Raw genomic sequence first — 19620 nt, 5'->3', positions numbered from 1 at the left:
TATAAAAATCACATGAAAGGGGCGATATTAGTGAATGAAAGATATCTAGAAGTATTAAATAAATTAAGACCTATTGACGATACTTTCATGAGAATGATATTCAGGGATCATCAATGTGTTGAACTATTGATAAATATTATCTTTGGTGAACAGTTTTCACTCAAGAGATTCGAAACGCAGGAAGACCATAAGCAAGTGGTTAGTCGATCGGTGGAATTGGATATTGTTGTCTATACGCATGAAGGAGCAGTGATAGGTATAGAGGTTGAAAAAAGCAAAGACAATGCTTCACCTATAAGGGCAAGATATCATGCCAGTATACTGGATTGTGACCAGTCCTATCCAGGAGAGAAATGGAGTCATTTTCCAGAAATGTATGTTATCTTTATATGTGAAGAAGATGTATTGAAAACAAAACGATTAGTGAGTCATATTGAACGCTATATTGACAAACAGGAACAGTTTAAAGATAAGTTACATATTATCTATTTAAATGCATCAATGCAGGATGAAACAGCGTTAGGGAAGTTAATGCATGATATGCTGTGCAATGATCCTGATGACATGTATTATGAAGTGTTAAGAAAAAGAGTTAGTTATTTTAAAAAGCAAGAAGGAGGAAAGAGGACAATGTGTGAAGCACTAGAAGAATTAATTACTGAAGCAAAAAATGAAGGAAGAAAAGAAGGAGAAGATATTGGTGAAAAACGAGGAGAAATCAAGAAGTTGATGAAAATACTGTTGAAGAAATTTCCGAATAAAAACTTTGAATGGATTAAAGATTGCAGTCAGACACAATTAGAAAAGATTGATGATTATATCTTGTTGAATATAAGTTACAATGATTTCTATAAATTAATTCATTCATGACATCAAAGGGACTTCAAGTCCCTTTGATATGATAAATAATTATTCCTTGATATTGAAAATGGAACCAAAAAATCACTGAAATTGCTGTTAAAGAAATTTCCAAATAATAACTTTGAATGGGTGAAAGAGTGTAATAAGGCACAATTAGAAAAGATTGGTGATTATATCATAAGTTACAGTGATTTCTATAAATTAATTTATGCATAATTATGAATATGGAAATCTATAGAACTATAAAATTCAATAAAAAAATGATTATATACATAAGTAAAAATATTCAATATTATAATTATAAGTCATTAAGATATTTGCTTTTTAATATATATAGTTGAGTAGCATTGATGCTACTTTTTTGTTTTTTAGAAAAACTATGACAAAAGTAAAATTGTAATTTTATAAAAAGCATATGCTAATATAAAAATGATAATATGATTTGTGTATTTGAATATTTTATGATTAAATATAAAAAAGAGGTGATCAAAATGTCAAAATCATTGATAGGAAGAATATTAGAAATGGATCCGGCAGCACGTCATCCATTGAATGTAATTATAAATTATCCCGGTTTACATGCTATGTTTTTGTTTCGTATTTATCATTTTTTATGGAAGCTGCATCTTAAATTAATTGCACGTTTTTTAAGTCAGGTAGCACGTTTTTTAACGGGAATTGAAATTCATCCAGGAGCAACAATTGGTAAGCGTTTTTTTATTGATCATGGTATGGGTGTTGTTATTGGAGAAACAACAATTATTGGTGATGATTGTACTTTATATCAAGGTGTGACTTTAGGTGGTGTAGGAACAGGCGAACATAAAGTGAAAAGACATCCAACATTAAAAAATAATGTGATGGTTTCTGCTGGAGCAAAAGTCATTGGAGATGTAACAATAGGTGATAATAGTATTATTGGGGCATCTTCTGTTGTTTTAAAAGATGTTCCACCGAATTGTACTGTTATTGGAATTCCCGGAAGGATTGTGAAAGAAAATGGTCAAAGGGTGGATAAGGAATTATAAACACTGGATATTTTTAATAGGCTCATGGCTTTGTTTGTTTTTCTTTCTATTCACTTTTATGAATGGGTTGTGGCATGATATAGATGCATTGATTTATGCTTATTTTCTATCTATTCGTCAACCAGTATTAACATCTTTTATTAAAATCATAACGTTTTTAGGATCAGCCTTCTTTATTATTATTTTATGTTTTATAGCTATTGTGATGAATAAATCTTTAGGTTTGAGATTAAGTCTTCATATGGTTGTTCTTGCTTTGATTAACTTTGTGATTAAAAATATTGTCACTAGATCACGTCCTACCTATTTTCCTGTGATTCAAGAACATGGTTATAGTTTCCCATCGTTTCATGCAATGATGTCAATGAGTTTATATGGATTCATTGGTTATAAAATATGGAAATCTCATCATTTTCTAGCTATTGTTATTTTAACTATACCTATAATAGTAGGAATAACACGCATATATTTAGGTGTTCATTATGCAAGTGATATTGTGGCAGGTTGGTTAATTTCTCTATGTTATTTGTCTACTCTTTATTTCATTCATAAAAAATCCTCTGTTTCATAAATATGAAATAGGGGGTTTTGTAAATGTCTATTGATATACAAGCAGCTTTATATTATTATCGTTTGGGTTTAATCAAAAGAGAAAATCATTTATATTGTTTAGTCGATTTAAAGACAGGAGAATGGTATGAATTGATGACTATTTATTATATTGAAACATTATTGAAAAGATGGAATCAAATGAGAATGACCAATTGCATTATAGAAGATTACATGTTAGAATAAAACATGTTCATGATTTTCTCTCTATAGTTAAATGGATATAACAAGTCCCTCCTAAGGGCTAGTTGGAACAAACGCCTTTTGATATGATAACTAGATAAATTTGAATAGATTTTTAATAATGTCCTCGTACCTCAGCAGGATAGAGGGTCCGCCTCCTAAGCGGAACGTCGCAGGTTCGATTCCTGTCGGGGACGCCACAAACAACGCTGAAAGCCTTGATTTTTCTAGGTTTTCAGCTTTTTTTATTTATGGCTTACTATCTCTGCTGAAAAAGGACTTTTTTTATTTTGAATATTTTGTATTCGATTATTTGTTAAGACTATTGAGGAAGTAGGCTTGCTAACACTTTTTCTATTTCTGGTGAAAAATCACTGGATTTTGGAAAATTTGCTAACACTTTTGAAAAATTACTTTTGAAGTGTTTGCTTTAAAAGCTGTTCTTTCATCTCTGGCGACAGGGATTTGAGCAACTCCAACAGTGCCATATCACTATCAGTCAAACCTGTATGTTGCTGTTGGTTGTCCATATCGTCATTGAGAGTAGAATAAAACTCTCTATCCATCTTCTGTGCATTGAAACGTCTGTCCTCGTCAATGATTTTAGAATAAACATCTGTAACCATTTCTGCTTCTGCATGACCTGTATCACCCTGTACGGATTTCACGTCACCATTCGTCATTTTTAATTTGTACCCTGTACTCAAATGACGTAGGCTGTGGAATACAACAGTTTCATAGTTGTTTTCTTCGCAGAGCTTTTGGAATCTATCTCTGACAATGCGGCTTTCCACAGGGTTTCCATTTTCTAATGCAATAACAAGGTTATAATCGTTATATGCACTTCCGAGAAATTCTTTTAACTCCTGCTGGTCTTTTTTGTACTGTACTAATAATTCAGCAACAGTTTTCGGTAGCCAGACAGTTCTATTACTTGTTTCTGTTTTTGGTGTTTTCAAGACAAGTCTTGTAGTACAGTGTGGTTTCTGTGTTGGAAAAATCTTGATAATATCTTTTTCTTTCAATTTCTGCATTGCTTCTGCATTTATTCTTGAAAGCTCCTTATTGATGATTACCTTTGCATTATTTGTAGCAATGGATTCTTCGTCAATAATCACATCTTCCCATGTAAGACCTGTAATCTCACCAATACGCATAGAACAGGAAAAAGCTAAGTGCATACAGATTGAAAGTAAATCATCTTCCGCAGCTTTTACCGCTTCACGGAATGTCTGTATGCTCCATACTTTTCGTCTGACTTTAGGTACTTTTGGTAAAGTAGCTAATGACGCAGGATTTCTTTTGTTTGTGTCAATGTACTCCCAACGGATAGCTTGATTCAAGGCACAACGGATAATGTCATGTATTTTTTTGATGTTAGCTGGTTGTACGCAACGACCAGTTGCTTTTCTGTTTGCTCGTGGTACTTCTGGAACGCTTAATAAATCGTTGTAGTATTTTGATAGGCTTTTAGTTGTAATGTCATTGAGTTTCCAATCACCGATAATCGGATTGATGTAATTTTCAATAGTACCTACCTTGCCACTGAATGTACTAGGCGACCATTTAGATGTGCCATAGAGATTGACAAAAATCTTTAGGAACTCACGCAATGTAATATCCTTGTCAGCAACTTCCAAATCCTTTTTAGAATCCTCGATTTGATGTGCAAATTGTTCCTCTAAAGGAACTAACACATATCCATATTTTTCTTGATAGTATTCTATAAAGGCTTTACGCTGTTTTGCTTCTTTTCTTGTTTCCAGCGTGTCCCATTTTTGCTTTCTTTCTCCAGTATCATTTAAGTACCAGTAAATAACGGAAAAACTTGATTTTCTTTGTTTGATTGTAGCCATATATTTCTCTCCTTAACAGTTAAATTTGATTTAACCATTTATCGAAAGAAACTTTTGATACTCGTATAGCTCGACCAACACGAACATAACTAAATTGACCGCTTTTTACCAATGAATAAGCTACCTTTTTGCTAACTCCTAGTTGTTCAGCAATTTCCTCTACTGTATAAGTCTTTTTTTCCTTTTTTAAGGGTTGTGCATTTTTTGTATCACTTATCACTAATAAGACTCCTTTCGTAGTGACAGCAGCAAAACACACTCGTTTAATGAAGTTATTATATCACAACTCCATGAAATGAGAACATATATTTTGCTGCTAATAATACCTTTTCTTCTAAACAATCAGATGGCTTTAGCAAGCTCCACAGGACTTTCACCTTTCCCATTCTGATGGGTGAACCGTGTCATACGGGTGTATCATTATCCAGATATACAGGTCATGGCTAAACGACCATTCCAAAAGTCGCTCACAGATCATTGCATGAATCGCTCACTTTGTTTTGAAAGGTCATGGCGTACAATATCCGCTGGCTCGCTGCATATCAAACGTATCTGATTGTTTTATTCAGTTGTCAAAGAACACCCGACTGTATTTGTCAGTCTGTGAAAATCCATTATCTGAAATAATAGACTTTCATAGATTGACAAGCGGAGCATAAGGAAAGGGAGAAAAGCTCCGCCCGTCGGAATGGTTAAATTACGATAATCTCAAAGTTTGCAATCATATCCATTACCGCAGCCTGTATTCTGCCTTTCAATTCAGAATCCACTACCATGTAGACATTTCCGTATTCATCATACAATTTGCGTAAGCTCAACTTTGATATGTAACCGTCATAAAAATCCAAGATTTTCTGTATTGCAGCTTCATCACCATTAGTAGCCGCCACAATCACAGCAAACGGTATGTGTTTTGTGCTATTATCCACTTTTATTCCTCCTCCATCATTTTTCGTAAATCTTCCAGAGTGCTTGTCCTGTGACGGTAAACAGTGGTACGAACCACATTCATAAGCTCTCCAATTTCTGCGTCAGACATATCCATAAAGTATGACAACAAAATAATATTTCGTTTTCTCTCTGGTAAACATTTGAGTGCTTTACTCAACTGGTCGTCAGATACTTGTACTTCCATGCCAAGAACATTGAACGCTGTATAATCGCTGGAATACTTGTCATAAACGCCAGCTTTATTCAATTCCAAATCCGATATTTCAGAAAATGGAACTTCATGCTTCAAGCGTCTTGATATATCACGGTTATACTTCATTGCTGCTCTTTTAATGACTTTCTTTGTAAGGCAATCAAACTGTGCTTGAATAGCCTGCTCGAAAGAAGATGACTTCATAGTTTTTCACCTCCTTTCTGCGTGAGAGTGAATAAGGGTTGTTTTCCCTCTATCCCCCTTTCCACACAGTAGCTACCCACGCAGCAGCTATTTGTTGCGTTTTCAGAAAAGAATTTGAAAAAAATTTTTAAGCAGCAAAAAAGCACAAGAACATAAAAGAAATGCTGTTCTTGTGCTTTTACGATTGTTCCTACTATGTAATGTGAAAAACCACATTCAAGAGTATTTTGTACCGCTGTGAAAGTTAGAATTTTTTTAACAATAACGAATCTGTCGAAGATTGTCGATTATACAGGTCTTTCAATGCGGCTACCTCCCAGAACCGCTAAAACAAAACCTATATGCTGTTTTTATTGATGGAAAAAGAAAAAGGCGGCTTTTCAAACCGCTATTGAAGTAATGATATTTTTTGACACGCAAAAATGGTACTGTTAATAACGGTTTTTTTTATTTACCGTTAGGCAGCACTCCTTTTAATCTTTTACGCATAATAGGAACTGATAAACCATACTATACGTTTTTCTATACCTGTTAGAAAATCAACAGGAACAGTAAAATATAGTGAGGTGATTACATATGCGTAAAAAAGAAGATAAATATGATTTTAGAGCTTTTGGTCTTGCAATCAAAGAAGCTCGTAAAAAGCAAAAATTAACTCGTGAGCAAGTGGGAGCAATGATTGAGATTGACCCACGCTTTTTAACAAATATCGAAAACAAAGGGCAGCACCCAAGTTTACAGGTGTTTTATGACCTTGTATCATTACTTAATGTTTCCGTTGATGAATTTTTCCTGCCTGCGTCTGATCTGGATAAAAGCACCAGAAGACGACAGTTGGAAAAACAACTTGACAGCCTTTCCGATAAGGATTTAATTATCATGGAAAGTGTCGCTGATGGAATCATTAAATCTAAGAAAGTGGAGGACGAGTAATCCTCCACTTTTGGCTCTTAAATAAAATAAGCCGATAACCCAAGAAATTTCATTCATTCTCGGTATTATCGGCTCTGCGTCTTAGCGTCTGGCTCTTTGATAATTTGTATTATTAAGCACCTATTAAAAGCTCTTTTCCAAAAACGTTTTTATGTTCAGCTCCGCATTTTTTCATTATGATTTTTAACGACTGTTACCTGTAAATCCTTTGCTTCAATCAAACTTTCCTGTTTGCACTTTGGGCAGTAGAGGGGAAAGTTTTTCAGTTCCGTATCTTTCCGTATCTGCAACCTTGTTTTATTCCCACAGACAGGGCAACGTACCCATTCAGATACCATCTTTGCCATATTATCCGTCAACCTCCTGTAATTATATAATTAGTACAAATTACTACTTTTTTGTAAAGTTAAAAACTGCTTCTTTGATTTCTTTCTCATGTCCAACCATTAAATGTCCACCGTTTTCAAAAGAAAGAAATGTGCAGTTTGGGAAGCGTTTTACTACATTTTCCGTGTCGGCATAGTTTATTAGCTTATCGTCTTTTGCTTGAAAAATCAGTGTTGGAGCTTGTAAATCTTCAATAGGATAACTATCAAAATTTCTTGCCATATCGGAATTAGTAACAGAAGCGTCCAGTATTACGCCATTTTTTCTACTACCACAAGGAAGCATACTATAAATTGTGGATGGCTCCATACCCATAACAAGATTGAATAATGGACTAATTAAAAACATAGCATAATCATTACATAAAAAAGCGGGCGGTCCGGCATATTCCATATACTTTTCCGGCTTTTCTATATATGGCATAGCGGAGCAATATAAAATTAAGCCTTTTATTCGTTCAGGATAATCCAATGCGAACCGAATAGCAACGCTTCCGCCAGCCGACGTTGCCAACAAATATACTTTATCAATTCCTAAATTATCCAATAGTTCAACATAAGCCTTTGCCTGTTCAGCAGGTGTCCCATCACCCAAAATATCACTACCTAAATATCCAAATCGTGAGGGAGCTATAATTCTATAATCAGAGTTAAAATCTTTACATGTATCATAGGATTGGTCATAGCCACCAAAAATTCCATGAACAGATAGGATTGTTTCGCCCTCTCCCGTATCAACGTAACTCATATTGCCATAACTCAATATAGCTGTTTGAACCTCATAAGCGGCAAGCCGTTCTTTGCTTGCTTTTACCGCTATACTACACCGTATTCCTTGAACAATTAGATAGACTGCAAGAACAAGCAGAATACCTCCTATAACATATATTATCATGTGCTTATTCCTAGCCTTTCCTGTTGTCCTTTTCGTTGTCATTCCTTGTTCCTTTATATGTTTTACAAAATTCTTGCACCACTAAGGTAAGTTCATGTTTGGCTTCCTCTATCTCATTGGGGCGCATATCATATTTTTGAAGCAGATAGAATATAGGTGTGTAAAAACGCAGAGCAATAATATGAGGATTTTCCCCTTTGATAACTTTTGCGTCTATAAGTTTAGAAAATATTTCTTTTTCATGGTCGATTGCTCTAATAATAAAAAAATCTTCAAACAGCCGGTTAATTTCCGGGTTATGGTATCGTTCTATCATCAGCATTTTACGAAATTTTGCTGCCACATTATCCTGCAAATAAAACATAAAAAGAGCGTTTGCAACCTCGATAAGATGTTCTTCAGCAATCGTTTCATAAGAGAATGAAGCTGTCTTACTTCCCGGTAGCTGCATATTATTTCTGATATTTTCCATTCGTTCCGCAAAAACTTCAACACAAGAATTAAAAATGTCTTGCTTACTCTTGTAGTGTTTATATAGTGATGGTGTTTTTATGCCTACGGCGTCAGCAATCTCACCGACATAAACCGCACTATATCCCTTTTCCGCAAACAGTGTCAGCGCTTCATTCAAAATTTTCTGTTTTGTTGTCATTCCACTACCTCCTGAGCTAATTCAAATTAGCCTGTTACATTATAGGCTAATTTGAATTAGCTGTCAATGGACTTACAGAAACTTTCACCCAATTTTCATCTTACCGAAAAACGGTATAGTGATAAATATGTTTTAAATTGTTAGACAAGGCTTGCTATAAATATAATATCTAGCAAGTCTGTTTTCAATTTATTTTACAATCTTCCAGTTACTATCTTTTTCCAGCGTCAAGTCAAACTGTGAAATCTGCGTCGCCTTTGTTCTCTGGTCGAGATATTTCACCGATACCGACACTTTGACCTGTTCACCATCTTTGATAAAGATAGGATTTACCAGCTCCGAGAACACATAATCGCAGTTTACAGGTTCAAGCACATTCCCAGATACATAGTAGGCAAGTTCCTTTTCGGTTGCAGTCGGATAGAGCTTGAAGAAAGTTTCCAAGAACTCTGTCACTTCCTCTGTTGTGGCAGCGTCCACCGTTCCGTCAGATTCCTTTGTTTTTGGTTCATAGCTGGATTTTGTTGGTGTGCTGCTGATGGTCGGATTCTGTGTGATAACCATGTTTCCGTCACTATCTACATGAACCACCACCATATAAGCGGAAGTATAACCGATAGACTGTTCACCCTCCGTTACCGTCTGATCTACCGAGTAGACAACGGTAAAGTCGTCTGTTCCAGCATCTTCTATATTCCATATCTTCACATCTGTGACCGTAGAGCTTGTAGGTATATCCTGTCTTACCGTATCAACATTCAAATCCTGCAAGCTCTTTGTCAGATAGTTATTGATGGCTGCGGTTCGTGCGTCAATGGATTCCTGCGTGTTGTTCCAAGAATAGTAGACTAAAGCAAAGGATTTTACAAAGTTCTCTATCTTGTTGGTATCAACGATACGCTGTTCAATGACTTCTTTTTCATGTACCGTGTGCATATCAATAGCGGTGAAATTCTTATACACCCCAAAGCTGACACTTGCAATCAGCACCAGCCATAAGGCAATCACGGTTTTCTTATGCGTGCCTATTTTCATCACAGGCACGTGTCTTTCTTTTTTGGGTTTCGATTCTTTGTCCTTTTTCTTAAATATCATAGTACCATTTCCTTTCTATTTCGTTTTTACCCGTCCAGCACCAATCAAATGTTGCTGCCAGTACGAGCTTGTTAAATCTGCATATCCGATAGGATTTCCAGCGTGATACATTCTGTTGTTTCCTGCATAGATTCCCACATGAGTAACATACGTTCCAGCATTATAAGTTGAGTGGAAGAATACCAAGTCACCAGCCTTTGCCTGTGATAATGGTATGTGCTGTGTAGCGTCATACTGTGCCTGTGCGGTACGAGGTAAACTGATACCAACTTTTCTATAACACCAAGAGGTAAGACCAGAACAATCAAAGCTGGTGTTTGGATTGCTGCCGCCATAGACGTACTTCCAGCCTTGATACTTCAATGCTTCATTGAAGATTGCCTGCACCGTAGCGTCGCTAAAGTTTGGAACAGCTAAATACTGATTCACAAGCCGCACGTAGAACATATTCCCGTACTTGTAACGCCAGCCGCCATTTTCCTTAATGGAAATCTCATTTTTATAGGTGACTTTCACACCGCCCGATTTATCCTTTGCAAAACTGACAGCCAGTTCAAAAGTATATTTTTTTCCGTGATTCGCCACATAATCAATAAAGCCGCCACCATAGTTATAGGCTTGTACCACCGTATTGATGTCACAGCCTTTTGCTTCTGCGGATTTCAAAAGCTCCGAAAAGTATTTACACCCCTGTTTGATGGATTCCTCTGTGGAAAGGGAGTTAAGCGGCAGACCAAGTGATTCACTGGCTTGCATAACGTCTGTTGTACCTGTGCCGCCAGATTCCACCTGCATGATGGCAAGCAGATAATTCACATAATCTTCAACCCCGTATTCTTTCGCATATTTTTCTACCGTCGGCTGATGTTTCAGCACTTCCTCTGACAGATTCAGTCCAGAAAAATCATAGTGGGAAGTGCTGCTTTCTTCATCATCTGCGGTCACGATAAACAGAAACAAAAGCAGACAGATAATCACCGTGAAAATCCCACCGAACACAGCGAAGTGTCTTAGCTTCATTTCTTGCCGCCTTTCCTGCTGGACGTTTTATTCGTGGTCTTTTTCTGTACGGTCTTTGTCTGTTCCTGATGCTGTACGGTCTGACGGGTAGTAGGGGCAGATTGTTTATTCGCTGTTGATGTAGATTCTCTGACAACCTGTGTCCTTACATTCTCCTGTTGCCTTGTCGCTGGTTCTTTTGCTCTGGCAGATTGTGATTGTTCCTTTGTCACAGTTGCAGGACGTTTTTTCGCAGTAGATTCCTGTTTAGAACCTGCCTCCTGTGGAGCTGCTTTCGCAGATACAGGCGTTGTCACTGGTCGCTCATGCAATGGGGCAGTTCCTTTCGCTGTACCAGCTTTTGTCGCTGATCCATTGTCCTGTCGCTCCTTATCCTGTTCCACAGATTTCTTATCAACCAGCGGTCTTTGTTTATTCTGTTTCTCTGATGGCTGCTGTTTTGATACCGCTTTTTTATCTACGATACCACGCTTAGAATCCGATACCTCTTGTGTCTGGCTCGTAGAGCTGCTATGTACTGCCGAGTGTGAAGAATCTTTTTTCTGATTATCGGGCAGAGCAGGCGGTTTTTGATTCACTGGTAAAGCAGGCGGCTTTCCATTACCTCCACTGTGGGAAGATGGCGTATTATTCGGTCTGCTATGACTGCCGCCTGCTGATTTTGCATTATTCGTCTTTTTCGTGGCAGTAGCAGCCGCAGCACCAGCGACACCCCCAGCAGCACCAGCCGCAACGGTTCTTCCGATTTTACGCTCCAAGCGTCTTGCCCTGCGGTTCAGGAACATATAAGGTCGTCGCATGATTCGCCTGCTGACCTGCTGTGTATCGGAAGATTGCAGACTGAACATTGCCATCAAATCACCGAGTTTAAAATAGATTCCTGCAAAGGTGACTATCTGTAAAAAGGCAATCATAAAGAACGGATAGCCAGAAGAAATCGAGTAGAACATAGTGGATATGCTGAAAGCAGTCGTGATAATCAGCGTGATTCCTGCCCTCATCATAATGGTATTGAACAGCTTCGTAAGTGCCTTTTTTGCCATGCCCTCATAAGTCGGTATCATGGATAAGATAAAGCTAATCGGTAAAAACATGGCGTAAATGATAAATAGTACCTGTGAAAAAATCATCATGCCCGTAAGCAGGAATACAAAGATAGAGATTCCAATATTGAAGATAAACAGAAATACCACTGTTCCCAGTCGGCTCATGGTCTTTGTGACACTTAAATTTGCATTATCCCTGTCCTCGATTTCATCAACAACAACGTCCTCTCTGTCGTCCGTATCTGGACTTGCCGATAACAGGCTTTCCACACGGTCAGAACCCAGTGTTTCTATATCGGATTCCCCATACTGCAAGAGCAGCCACGGTTGTTTCACCTGTATGGAAAACAGGCTGTCACGAATCAAATCCACACTGTCTTTTCCTTTGCTGTTGGAATCGGGCAGCACAATCTTTGTACCAAGCGATAACGCCGAGCTGCTTATATCAGCGGAAAAGTCGTTGATTTTGCTGATATAGTTTGGAGCGTAGGCGATAAAGGACGCTGATAAGATAAACACCACAAGGAAATTGATAACTGCATGAACCGCCTTTGTCGTTTCCCTTTTGATAAGTCCTGTGTAGGAAACATAGATACCCATTACCAGAATAAGGATAAGCAAAAATCCTACATAGAACCCCTCACTGGAAAAGCCGCTGGAAGTGATACCTGCAAGCGTCTGAATGTTCTTTCCGATAGAACTTGCGGTATCAGAGATAAAGTCCAGCTTGTAGGCTTCCTGTACCACATATCCCGTCGCATTGGAAATGTATAAGCTCACCGTCCAGACAAAGTTTGTGATGGCATATAGTCCGTACTGAATACTTTTGCCGATACCGTCCAGCCAGTTCCACGGTAGCCAGTCCCAGCTTGAATCCACATAGAAGTCCAACTGGTAGTTTTCCAGCGGATATTTAGAATAGGCGTTAGCGTCGCTTACCGTATTGTCTACCAGACCAGCCGCATGAGCCACCGTACCTGTGATTGACAGGAATACCAGCACACCGAGAACTACCAGCAGAGCGATACCGAAGAATCTTAGGATTTTTCGTTTACGCATAGGCTTCACCTCGATTCTTCCGTCTGCACTGGTGGTCTGGTATCAAAGGCATGGAACAGGTCAGCGAATACAGGGTGAATCTGGATAACGCCCACACGCCCGTATAAATCTTGAAACAGGCATTGTCCGTTTTCCAAATCCCTAAGTCGCTTCTGGTTGCCCTCGTCATCTTTATCCACACCGAAAAATTCAAGGGTATTTTTGATTTCTTTTATATCTGTGCTTCTAAAGGCAAATTTCAGACCGATATTATTCTTCATTTTTTCGTCGTCCACATCACCAGAGTTTTGTGTGACGAAATAAACAGCGGCGTTCATGGAACGTCCAGCACGAATCAGCTTGTTAGAGAGTGCTTTTCCCTGTGCTACCTGTAAGAACGTCCACGCTTCGTTCAAATCCACCATCTTGAAAATGCTTCTGTCTGAATGGATAAAGTCTAAGGCAAAGGTACTGATAACGATAAGCATTGCCACCGACAATAATTCCATAGTAGTGTATTCTTCAAACTTTGTGTCCTTGTCTGGCAGTACAAGGTCTGCCACCTGTATGATATTAAGCTGTCGGTCTAAACTGATGGACTGCTTTACATCACCGTCCGAGAAAAGTAAGTGTGCAAAGTCATAGTCCGTCATGCTTTCGATATGGTCTGCGATATTTTCTGCCACTGATGAACCGTCTTTCCTTAATTCATCAATGACACGGAGTAGTCCACGCTGCTTACTTTGTGTCACGGAACGGATTGCACGACGCAGAACAGGGAACTTCTCACCGTCACGACTGCTGATACCAGTTAAAAAAGTGAGTATGTCGATAGCCAAACTTTCAGCGTCCTTTGTACGCTTCATAATCACATACGGGTCAAGAAGTCCTTTGTTCTTATCCTCACTGGTGAGATTCACGATTTTAATTTCATGTGCAATATCGGGTAGTGTTTCCTGCCAGTTGCCACGCTCTGATTTCGGGTCTACAATGACCGCTTTTCCTCCAAACAGCACCGCATAATAGATGATAAGGTTGTTACAGAATGACTTGCCGCCACCGAGCGAACCAAGAAAAGCGGCAGCCAACGCATTAGTGACCGAACCCTTAACGCCCTGTGCCGCAAGGCTAGGCTTTAAGTACACATTCTTTCCTGTGTCAAGGTTATAGCCGATATAGATACCGTCCGTTTCCCCAAGCTGCTGTGTCGCACCGAACCCAAGACCAGCGAGAAAGTCAGAAGTGACATACTGGATATAGTCATTGATGTAACGCTTGCTTGCTGGAATAAATTCACCGTGAAGTCCTAACATATCACCAAACGGACGAACCAGTTTGACATTCAAGTCGTCATAAAAATCCTTGACTTCATCACAGCGTCGCTTCAATTCGTCCAATGAATCAGCCGCCACACGGATAACGTAAGACAGCTTGTACATGGATTCCTTTGACTGGTCGAGATTCATTTCCAGCTCATTCACCGAATCCAGAGCTTCAATGACGTTGTTTCCCGTTTCGTTGTTGGATTCCCAAGCGTGGTTATCCAAGTCTTTCAATTCTTTCTTTTTATTCCTTACCGTAGTCAGAGCTTTTTTGTTGGTGACGATTTCCACATTCATAGAAGTGGAAACGGGGAATGTGAATTGTTGTTGCTGATAATAAAATATCTCACTTGATGGAAAGTCCAGCTCCCCCACGATATTGTTAATCGTGAAGTAGGCAACATACGTTGTCTGATCTTCACGCTCTATCTTTAGGTATCGCTGGTTTTCTTCTATTATGCAGCGAGTAGGACGGATAAGGTCATATCGCTTCACCAGCGTTTCACGTTTTAACTTCTTGACGGGTAAATCGTAACTGTAATCACTGTACGCAACGCCTGTATTTCCGTAGATGTGTTCCAAGAGATACCCGAAGTCGTTTTTATCCAGCCTGCGGAACTGAAAACGTCTTGATATTTTACTTTCCAAGAGTTTTTCCATCTTCATAAAACGGTTGATTTCATCATTACTCATGGAAACAAAGTCACCCATGAGCTTGTGATTGACCTCATAGATAAAATCGGTAAAGGTCATGGCTGCTGACTTCTTCATGCTCTTTAGGTTGATTTCTTCCTCATTGACTAACAGCTTGAATCCAAGAAAAAAGCGGTAGTCAATCTGATTTTCCCCAATCATCTCAACCAACGCTTCGGTCTGTTCGTCTACCTTTTTACAGGCGATTTCTTTTAACCTGCCTGTGATTCCTTTTTTGGAACGCTCCTGCATGGCACGCAGACTGTCCTCTGTGGCAATCTGCAAGGCATGGATTTTTCCGTCACGGTTCTGTGCGATAAGCTGACGGAAGTTGTCATGCACCATATATTTTTCCTCTGGTGACAGGAACGAATAATTGTAGGGTGTCAGCTCATAGTAGGCGAAGCACTCACCGTCATGGTTGAACACCAGATTGTTTTCTATATATTTAATCGGGAACATACATCACACTCCTAACTGCTGTAATAACGGGATTGAATTTCTCATGTTTCAGCTTGATGGCGTTTCCTGCATAGGTCACTTTGGGACGTAAGGCAAAGGTGACAGCCGATTTCAAGAATCCGAAAGGCTTCTTTCCGTCAAAGGTCTTTTGCGATACGAACCAAGTAAACGCCACAGGGATTCCAAAGTATTTGAGGAACGCCCCGTCAATCATGTTAAAGGGCGGCAGCTCCCCAAAGAGAATCACCACAAACAGCGACACCACAAACCAAGCCATCTGACTGAACGTGAGAGGAAACGGGAGCTGAAAGTCGTTGATTGCATAAATGACTTTCTCCACGCTCCATATGCTTGTATAGCTTTTGATTTTCTTCAATTTTTACAGCTCCTTTCTTTTCTAAAATGGAAACAGCAGCCTATATTTCAAGGCTGCTGCATAAAAAATACCAGTGTCATTTCACTGGTTGATGATAAAATATTCAGTTGTAATTGTCAGTACGGACATTCAAACACGCCATGATTGGTGACGACAAAACGCCCCTCTAAATCAAGGTCACGCCCGTAGGCTTCATAATCTATGTAGTTTCTTATCCTGTCTGGTATTTCACCCAGACTTTGACATTCATCTATGAAGTAATAGGCAACGTCTGTCATATCGTCACAATCGGGATAATGGATAATATCGTCTGCGTGTTCGCACAATTCTTCCAAACTGCTGTAATAGCAGAGCAGCTCTGAAAGTTCGTCCTGTATATCCTCTGGTAAGTCCTTCACCATTTCACAAAGGCGGTTGACTTCCTCTATTGGTGTGTATTCGTCAATCTCAAAGGGCAGCTCGTAATCATGGATAGCGTATTCTTCGTATCGCTCATTCAAGCCGATACGTTCTGCCATTTCGTCATAATCGACAGGCGGAGTGAACCACGCACCTACAAGCTCACCCTCGTTATATTTTCCAAGATTGGCGATATAAACTCGCATTTCTTCTATATTACATCACCCCTTTACTGATAACGGAATACGCCGCTTGTTGTAAAAAGGTATCTGTCGTCCATTTCCAGTTCACTTCCGTAGGAATGGTAGTCGATATGTTTTAGAAGTTCGTGGGGAATCTCACCGAAAACGGATTCCTCACGGATAAGGTATTCTGCCAGTGCCGCACCGTCCCCCACATCATAGTAACGTATCTCGTCCTTATGGTCAATAAATTCATCAAAGCTGGCAAACCATTTCTGCTGAATGGCTTTCATTTCATTACCAATAGGCGTACCCTCCATTTCAAGAACCATGCGACAGTTGGCATTGATTTCCCAAAGCGGCATATCGCTGTGTACATCAAAGGGCAGCTCATAGTCCGCAATCTCAATCTGTTCTTCATGTTCCACACCGAGTTTTTCTCTGACTTCCTCAAAGTCCACAGGGCAGCTAAACCAGTCACCAGAGTAACCGTCGTCCTCGTCATGGTAAGGCTTTGTATTGTTTAAAAGATAGATTCGCATTTCCTGCAAGGCTTATCACTTCCTTTCCTCATTTCCAGTATTCCCATTATAACAGCATAATCTACACCGAACACATAATGAGAGAATTTTTCTAACTGTTCTTTCGGATATGCAAGCGGTATCTGTCGTTTGATTTCCTCCCATACCTCACGTTTATGGTAGGGCAGGTCAGAAACATGGCAGCCGATACAGTCTTTCATATCCTCAAAAATATCTGTTTTCATGTTGTCCTCCAATCTTAAAAATTTGCATAAAAAAAGCAGCAAACCTTGTAGATTTACTGCCTAATTTTTCTTTTAGTTTAGTTTGCATTTCCATTTCATTTTTATTATACCAGTCGTTTTTCTTCCCGTCCAATAATTACCATTCAGTTCTTTTTCTTCAATATCAAAAAGAACTGAACCATAATGAATTCTGCTTTTTTCTTGAATTGTTTGAAGAGGTGTACTGATATAAGTATATGATAATTGTGTTAGTTGATTATCAGGGTCAAGATTAAAGCCATATGCCATACTGCGACTTGTCATTTCATCTGTTTTCATAATGCAACTCACATGAAATAGTGATTGCTTAATTATTAAAGTTGCTTCTATTGGTGGTATTTTTTCATTTGTGTTTGGATCAATCCAATCCGATTGAATTTCACCTTCCCAGATTCCATTTAAATTCGGTACTAATACAAGCCATCTTTGAAATATGCGCATTTTCCATAAAATAGTACTAAAAAGGAATAAGAAAATAGAAACTACCGTGACAGATTTTGTAATGCATTCAATACAAAAGTTCAAATCAATAGTACTGTCATTTAAGGTATAGGTTATAAGTACTGTCACTACTACCAATCCAACGAGGACGTATGTCATTATTTTCGTATTAATTGTTTTCATTTCCATACCCCATATATATCCACATTTTCAATAAAAAATCTTGTGCGTCATCTTTTGTCCATTTTCTGCTACTATGAAATAAATACAGCCAATCACTAACTTCACCCCATTCAGAGCATTTATTGTCTTTTATAGCATGATATAAATATATAATTGCTTGTTTGACAGTCTCATTCCATGTTGAATATTTTGTAATGGTAGTGTTAGGTATGTTCCATACTAAACATTCTACAAGAAAAGAAGTAATCTTATCTTTTTCAATTAATCCTTCTTCCGACATTTTATTGCGTACTCGTTTAAAAATTCTTACTAATTTTTTGTATTGATGGTTAGTCGCAACATTTTTAGAGTTACCATTTTCAATATGTTCTTTTGGATAATTGATAACGGTTTTTCCATCATTAGCAAAATATTTAATTCCTTCAACATAGTTGTTAGGATTTGTACTGTTAATTACATTATAATTTCTATACTGCATACTAATTACACAATCTGCATTTACTCTGTAGGAATTTGATGAGATTTTAACAGATTTATTCCCCAAAGAGATACTGTCAGCTCCAAATTTCTTTTTTAAAGCGCGAATTACACGTTCTTTATAATCAGAATAAGAAATAGTGCCCTCAGAAAATGAATAATCGGCATCATTTTTTCCTTCAGGATAACAAGTAAAAAATGTACTGGTAAGCATTACATTCACATCAACGTCACTATTTACTCTTACATTTGTATTGTTTCCATAAGACCCTTGAACAAATATTTCGTATTTAAGCGAATCAAATTCGTCACTACTTTGAATGGCTTTTTTTATCATATTAATAACGTTATTTATTTTTGTATCTTCGGTTTCACTAGCCGGTTTATACCAACTTTTTAAAGTTTCTTCACTGAAATTTGCCACGGATAAATTACCACCTTTAAATGATTTTTTACATAAGTAAATTATATCAGTTATTTAAAATTATATACCTAATTTTCGATTATCCGCATAAACACTAGACTTTCAAGCATTTTGAAGTATAAAAAAACATTCATTTTACCACGAATTTACCACGATTGAATGAGCCTTGATATGACCTATAAAATAATACCCAAAAGACATCATTTAGATATAATGATGTCTTTTTTAAAAGCAGTCAATCCTAAGACTAACTGCTCTATATGTGATATAAGGTTATCAGACAATTTACTAACAAGGTATATACTATCGCCCTAATAACATAGACAAAAATTTTAATAATGAATCAATTCCACCAGTAAATAGAAATAACCCTAATATTATCGAAACTATTGTTCCTATGTTAATTTTTTTAGCCAGAATAAATACTGCTGGGTGCTTTGGGTCAATATATATACTATATACATTTCCTTGTGTCATACTCCTATTTAATCTTTTATGAGAAATATTCTGTGTTGTTTGCTCACGATAATAAGTTCCGTTATATGTATATTCAAATATTGGAGATTGTGTAGAAATGCCATTGCCACCATAATATGTATTATAGCCACAATACACGCCGTCCACTTTTTCTCTACAACGCAATAACGAATATAAATCATTTACCCCAACCAAAATAAATATCAAACCAAATATAGTCGCTCCAAACGGATAAAACAAAAGCTCACCATATGGCAAAGTTAAAGATAAAATAGAAATAATTCCACAGCCAATGAAACAAATAAACATAATCAAACAGATAAGTGGCATGACTTTATAGCGTTTCTTTTTCATAATCACAAAACATACTATACCAAATACTATTGTTAAAAAATAAATAAGAATTGTCATTACCTAATCGCTCCTTTG

At 37.8% G+C, this 19620-nt stretch carries 23 protein-coding genes and 1 tRNA gene; 6 read left to right on the top strand and 18 right to left on the bottom strand.

The annotated features are described in order from the left end of the window. The first annotated feature begins 12 nt into the window (after positions 1 to 12). From ACGHJ8_RS10770 to ACGHJ8_RS10750, 5 genes are all read left to right on the top strand, one after another. On the top strand, positions 13 to 870 hold the full coding sequence (locus ACGHJ8_RS10770) for a PD-(D/E)XK nuclease family transposase (RefSeq protein WP_390540334.1): 858 nt from the start codon (positions 13 to 15) through the stop codon (positions 868 to 870). A gap of 452 nt (positions 871 to 1322) precedes the next feature. Beyond that, entirely contained in the window at positions 1323 to 1889 is a 567-nt protein-coding gene (gene epsC / locus ACGHJ8_RS10765; protein ID WP_390540332.1) for a serine O-acetyltransferase EpsC, read from the top strand. A 58-nt stretch (positions 1890 to 1947) separates the two neighbouring features. Beyond that, the gene (locus tag ACGHJ8_RS10760) at positions 1948 to 2460 is read left to right on the top strand and encodes a phosphatase PAP2 family protein (protein WP_390540330.1); all 513 of its coding nucleotides are present in this window, start codon (positions 1948 to 1950) and stop codon (positions 2458 to 2460) included. Positions 2461 to 2483: 23 nt separating this feature from the next. Beyond that, positions 2484 to 2684: a hypothetical protein gene (locus ACGHJ8_RS10755; protein ID WP_087360299.1), complete on the top strand. Its 201-nt coding sequence runs from the start codon at positions 2484 to 2486 to the stop codon at positions 2682 to 2684. Positions 2685 to 2804: 120 nt separating this feature from the next. Continuing rightward, positions 2805 to 2881 (top strand) — tRNA-Arg (locus tag ACGHJ8_RS10750). 210 nt (positions 2882 to 3091) lie between these two features. Here ACGHJ8_RS10750 and xerC read toward each other — a convergent pair. The 4 genes from xerC to ACGHJ8_RS10730 form a co-directional block, all read right to left on the bottom strand. Further along, complete coding sequence (gene xerC / locus ACGHJ8_RS10745) at positions 3092 to 4537, bottom strand: tyrosine recombinase XerC (RefSeq protein ID WP_087287469.1); 1446 nt, start codon at positions 4535 to 4537, stop codon at positions 3092 to 3094. A 19-nt stretch (positions 4538 to 4556) separates the two neighbouring features. After that, positions 4557 to 4757, bottom strand: a complete 201-nt coding sequence (locus tag ACGHJ8_RS10740; protein ID WP_390540327.1) for a helix-turn-helix domain-containing protein — start codon at positions 4755 to 4757, stop codon at positions 4557 to 4559. Positions 4758 to 5229: 472 nt separating this feature from the next. Next, positions 5230 to 5466, bottom strand: coding sequence for a helix-turn-helix domain-containing protein (locus ACGHJ8_RS10735; protein WP_390540325.1), 237 nt, complete (start codon positions 5464 to 5466; stop codon positions 5230 to 5232). Between the two features lie 2 nt (positions 5467 to 5468). Then, positions 5469 to 5885 (bottom strand): sigma-70 family RNA polymerase sigma factor, encoded by a 417-nt coding sequence (locus ACGHJ8_RS10730; protein WP_087287479.1) that lies wholly within the window; start codon positions 5883 to 5885, stop codon positions 5469 to 5471. A 576-nt stretch (positions 5886 to 6461) separates the two neighbouring features. Between ACGHJ8_RS10730 and ACGHJ8_RS10725 the strand changes: the two genes are divergently transcribed. Next, positions 6462 to 6818, top strand: coding sequence for a helix-turn-helix domain-containing protein (locus tag ACGHJ8_RS10725; protein ID WP_390540322.1), 357 nt, complete (start codon positions 6462 to 6464; stop codon positions 6816 to 6818). Between the two features lie 155 nt (positions 6819 to 6973). Here ACGHJ8_RS10725 and ACGHJ8_RS10720 read toward each other — a convergent pair whose 3' ends face one another. From ACGHJ8_RS10720 to ACGHJ8_RS10655, 14 genes are all read right to left on the bottom strand, one after another. Next, positions 6974 to 7165 carry a cysteine-rich KTR domain-containing protein gene (locus tag ACGHJ8_RS10720; RefSeq protein WP_087287263.1) on the bottom strand — a complete coding sequence of 64 codons (192 nt, stop codon included), beginning with the start codon at positions 7163 to 7165 and terminating at the stop codon, positions 6974 to 6976. A gap of 43 nt (positions 7166 to 7208) precedes the next feature. Continuing rightward, on the bottom strand, positions 7209 to 8099 hold the full coding sequence (locus ACGHJ8_RS10715; protein WP_087373771.1) for an alpha/beta fold hydrolase: 891 nt from the start codon (positions 8097 to 8099) through the stop codon (positions 7209 to 7211). A 10-nt stretch (positions 8100 to 8109) separates the two neighbouring features. Continuing rightward, the gene (locus ACGHJ8_RS10710; protein ID WP_087287259.1) at positions 8110 to 8751 is read right to left on the bottom strand and encodes a TetR/AcrR family transcriptional regulator; all 642 of its coding nucleotides are present in this window, start codon (positions 8749 to 8751) and stop codon (positions 8110 to 8112) included. Positions 8752 to 8940: 189 nt separating this feature from the next. After that, entirely contained in the window at positions 8941 to 9843 is a 903-nt protein-coding gene (locus ACGHJ8_RS10705; protein ID WP_390542446.1) for a conjugal transfer protein, read from the bottom strand. Positions 9844 to 9861: 18 nt separating this feature from the next. Beyond that, positions 9862 to 10866: a lysozyme family protein gene (locus ACGHJ8_RS10700; protein ID WP_390540320.1), complete on the bottom strand. Its 1005-nt coding sequence runs from the start codon at positions 10864 to 10866 to the stop codon at positions 9862 to 9864. Beyond that, a complete protein-coding gene (locus ACGHJ8_RS10695) occupies positions 10863 to 12971 on the bottom strand; it encodes a CD3337/EF1877 family mobilome membrane protein (RefSeq protein WP_390540318.1) in 2109 nt (702 codons plus the stop codon). Before ACGHJ8_RS10695 ends, ACGHJ8_RS10700 begins: the two co-directional genes overlap by 4 nt. A 5-nt stretch (positions 12972 to 12976) precedes the next feature. Next, positions 12977 to 15427 carry an ATP-binding protein gene (locus ACGHJ8_RS10690; protein ID WP_390540316.1) on the bottom strand — a complete coding sequence of 817 codons (2451 nt, stop codon included), beginning with the start codon at positions 15425 to 15427 and terminating at the stop codon, positions 12977 to 12979. Next, positions 15414 to 15803, bottom strand: coding sequence for a conjugal transfer protein (locus ACGHJ8_RS10685; RefSeq protein ID WP_390540314.1), 390 nt, complete (start codon positions 15801 to 15803; stop codon positions 15414 to 15416). Before ACGHJ8_RS10685 ends, ACGHJ8_RS10690 begins: the two co-directional genes overlap by 14 nt. Before the next feature lie 116 nt (positions 15804 to 15919). Then, on the bottom strand, positions 15920 to 16417 hold the full coding sequence (locus ACGHJ8_RS10680) for an antirestriction protein ArdA (RefSeq protein ID WP_368199408.1): 498 nt from the start codon (positions 16415 to 16417) through the stop codon (positions 15920 to 15922). Positions 16418 to 16431: 14 nt separating this feature from the next. After that, positions 16432 to 16926 carry an antirestriction protein ArdA gene (locus ACGHJ8_RS10675; protein WP_390540312.1) on the bottom strand — a complete coding sequence of 165 codons (495 nt, stop codon included), beginning with the start codon at positions 16924 to 16926 and terminating at the stop codon, positions 16432 to 16434. Continuing rightward, positions 16908 to 17150, bottom strand: coding sequence for a hypothetical protein (locus ACGHJ8_RS10670; protein WP_390540310.1), 243 nt, complete (start codon positions 17148 to 17150; stop codon positions 16908 to 16910). Before ACGHJ8_RS10670 ends, ACGHJ8_RS10675 begins: the two co-directional genes overlap by 19 nt. Before the next feature lie 72 nt (positions 17151 to 17222). Then, on the bottom strand, positions 17223 to 17813 hold the full coding sequence (locus tag ACGHJ8_RS10665; protein ID WP_390540308.1) for a hypothetical protein: 591 nt from the start codon (positions 17811 to 17813) through the stop codon (positions 17223 to 17225). After that, the gene (locus ACGHJ8_RS10660; RefSeq protein WP_390540306.1) at positions 17800 to 18714 is read right to left on the bottom strand and encodes a nucleotidyltransferase; all 915 of its coding nucleotides are present in this window, start codon (positions 18712 to 18714) and stop codon (positions 17800 to 17802) included. Before ACGHJ8_RS10660 ends, ACGHJ8_RS10665 begins: the two co-directional genes overlap by 14 nt. A gap of 303 nt (positions 18715 to 19017) precedes the next feature. Beyond that, on the bottom strand, positions 19018 to 19602 hold the full coding sequence (locus ACGHJ8_RS10655; RefSeq protein WP_077742251.1) for a hypothetical protein: 585 nt from the start codon (positions 19600 to 19602) through the stop codon (positions 19018 to 19020). Positions 19603 to 19620 lie beyond the last annotated feature (18 nt).

This window comes from Massiliimicrobium timonense (assembly GCF_042850985.1).
In the GTDB taxonomy this organism is placed as follows: domain Bacteria; phylum Bacillota_I; class Bacilli_A; order Erysipelotrichales; family Coprobacillaceae; genus Allocoprobacillus.
This window is presented reverse-complemented; position numbering and strand designations above follow the sequence as displayed.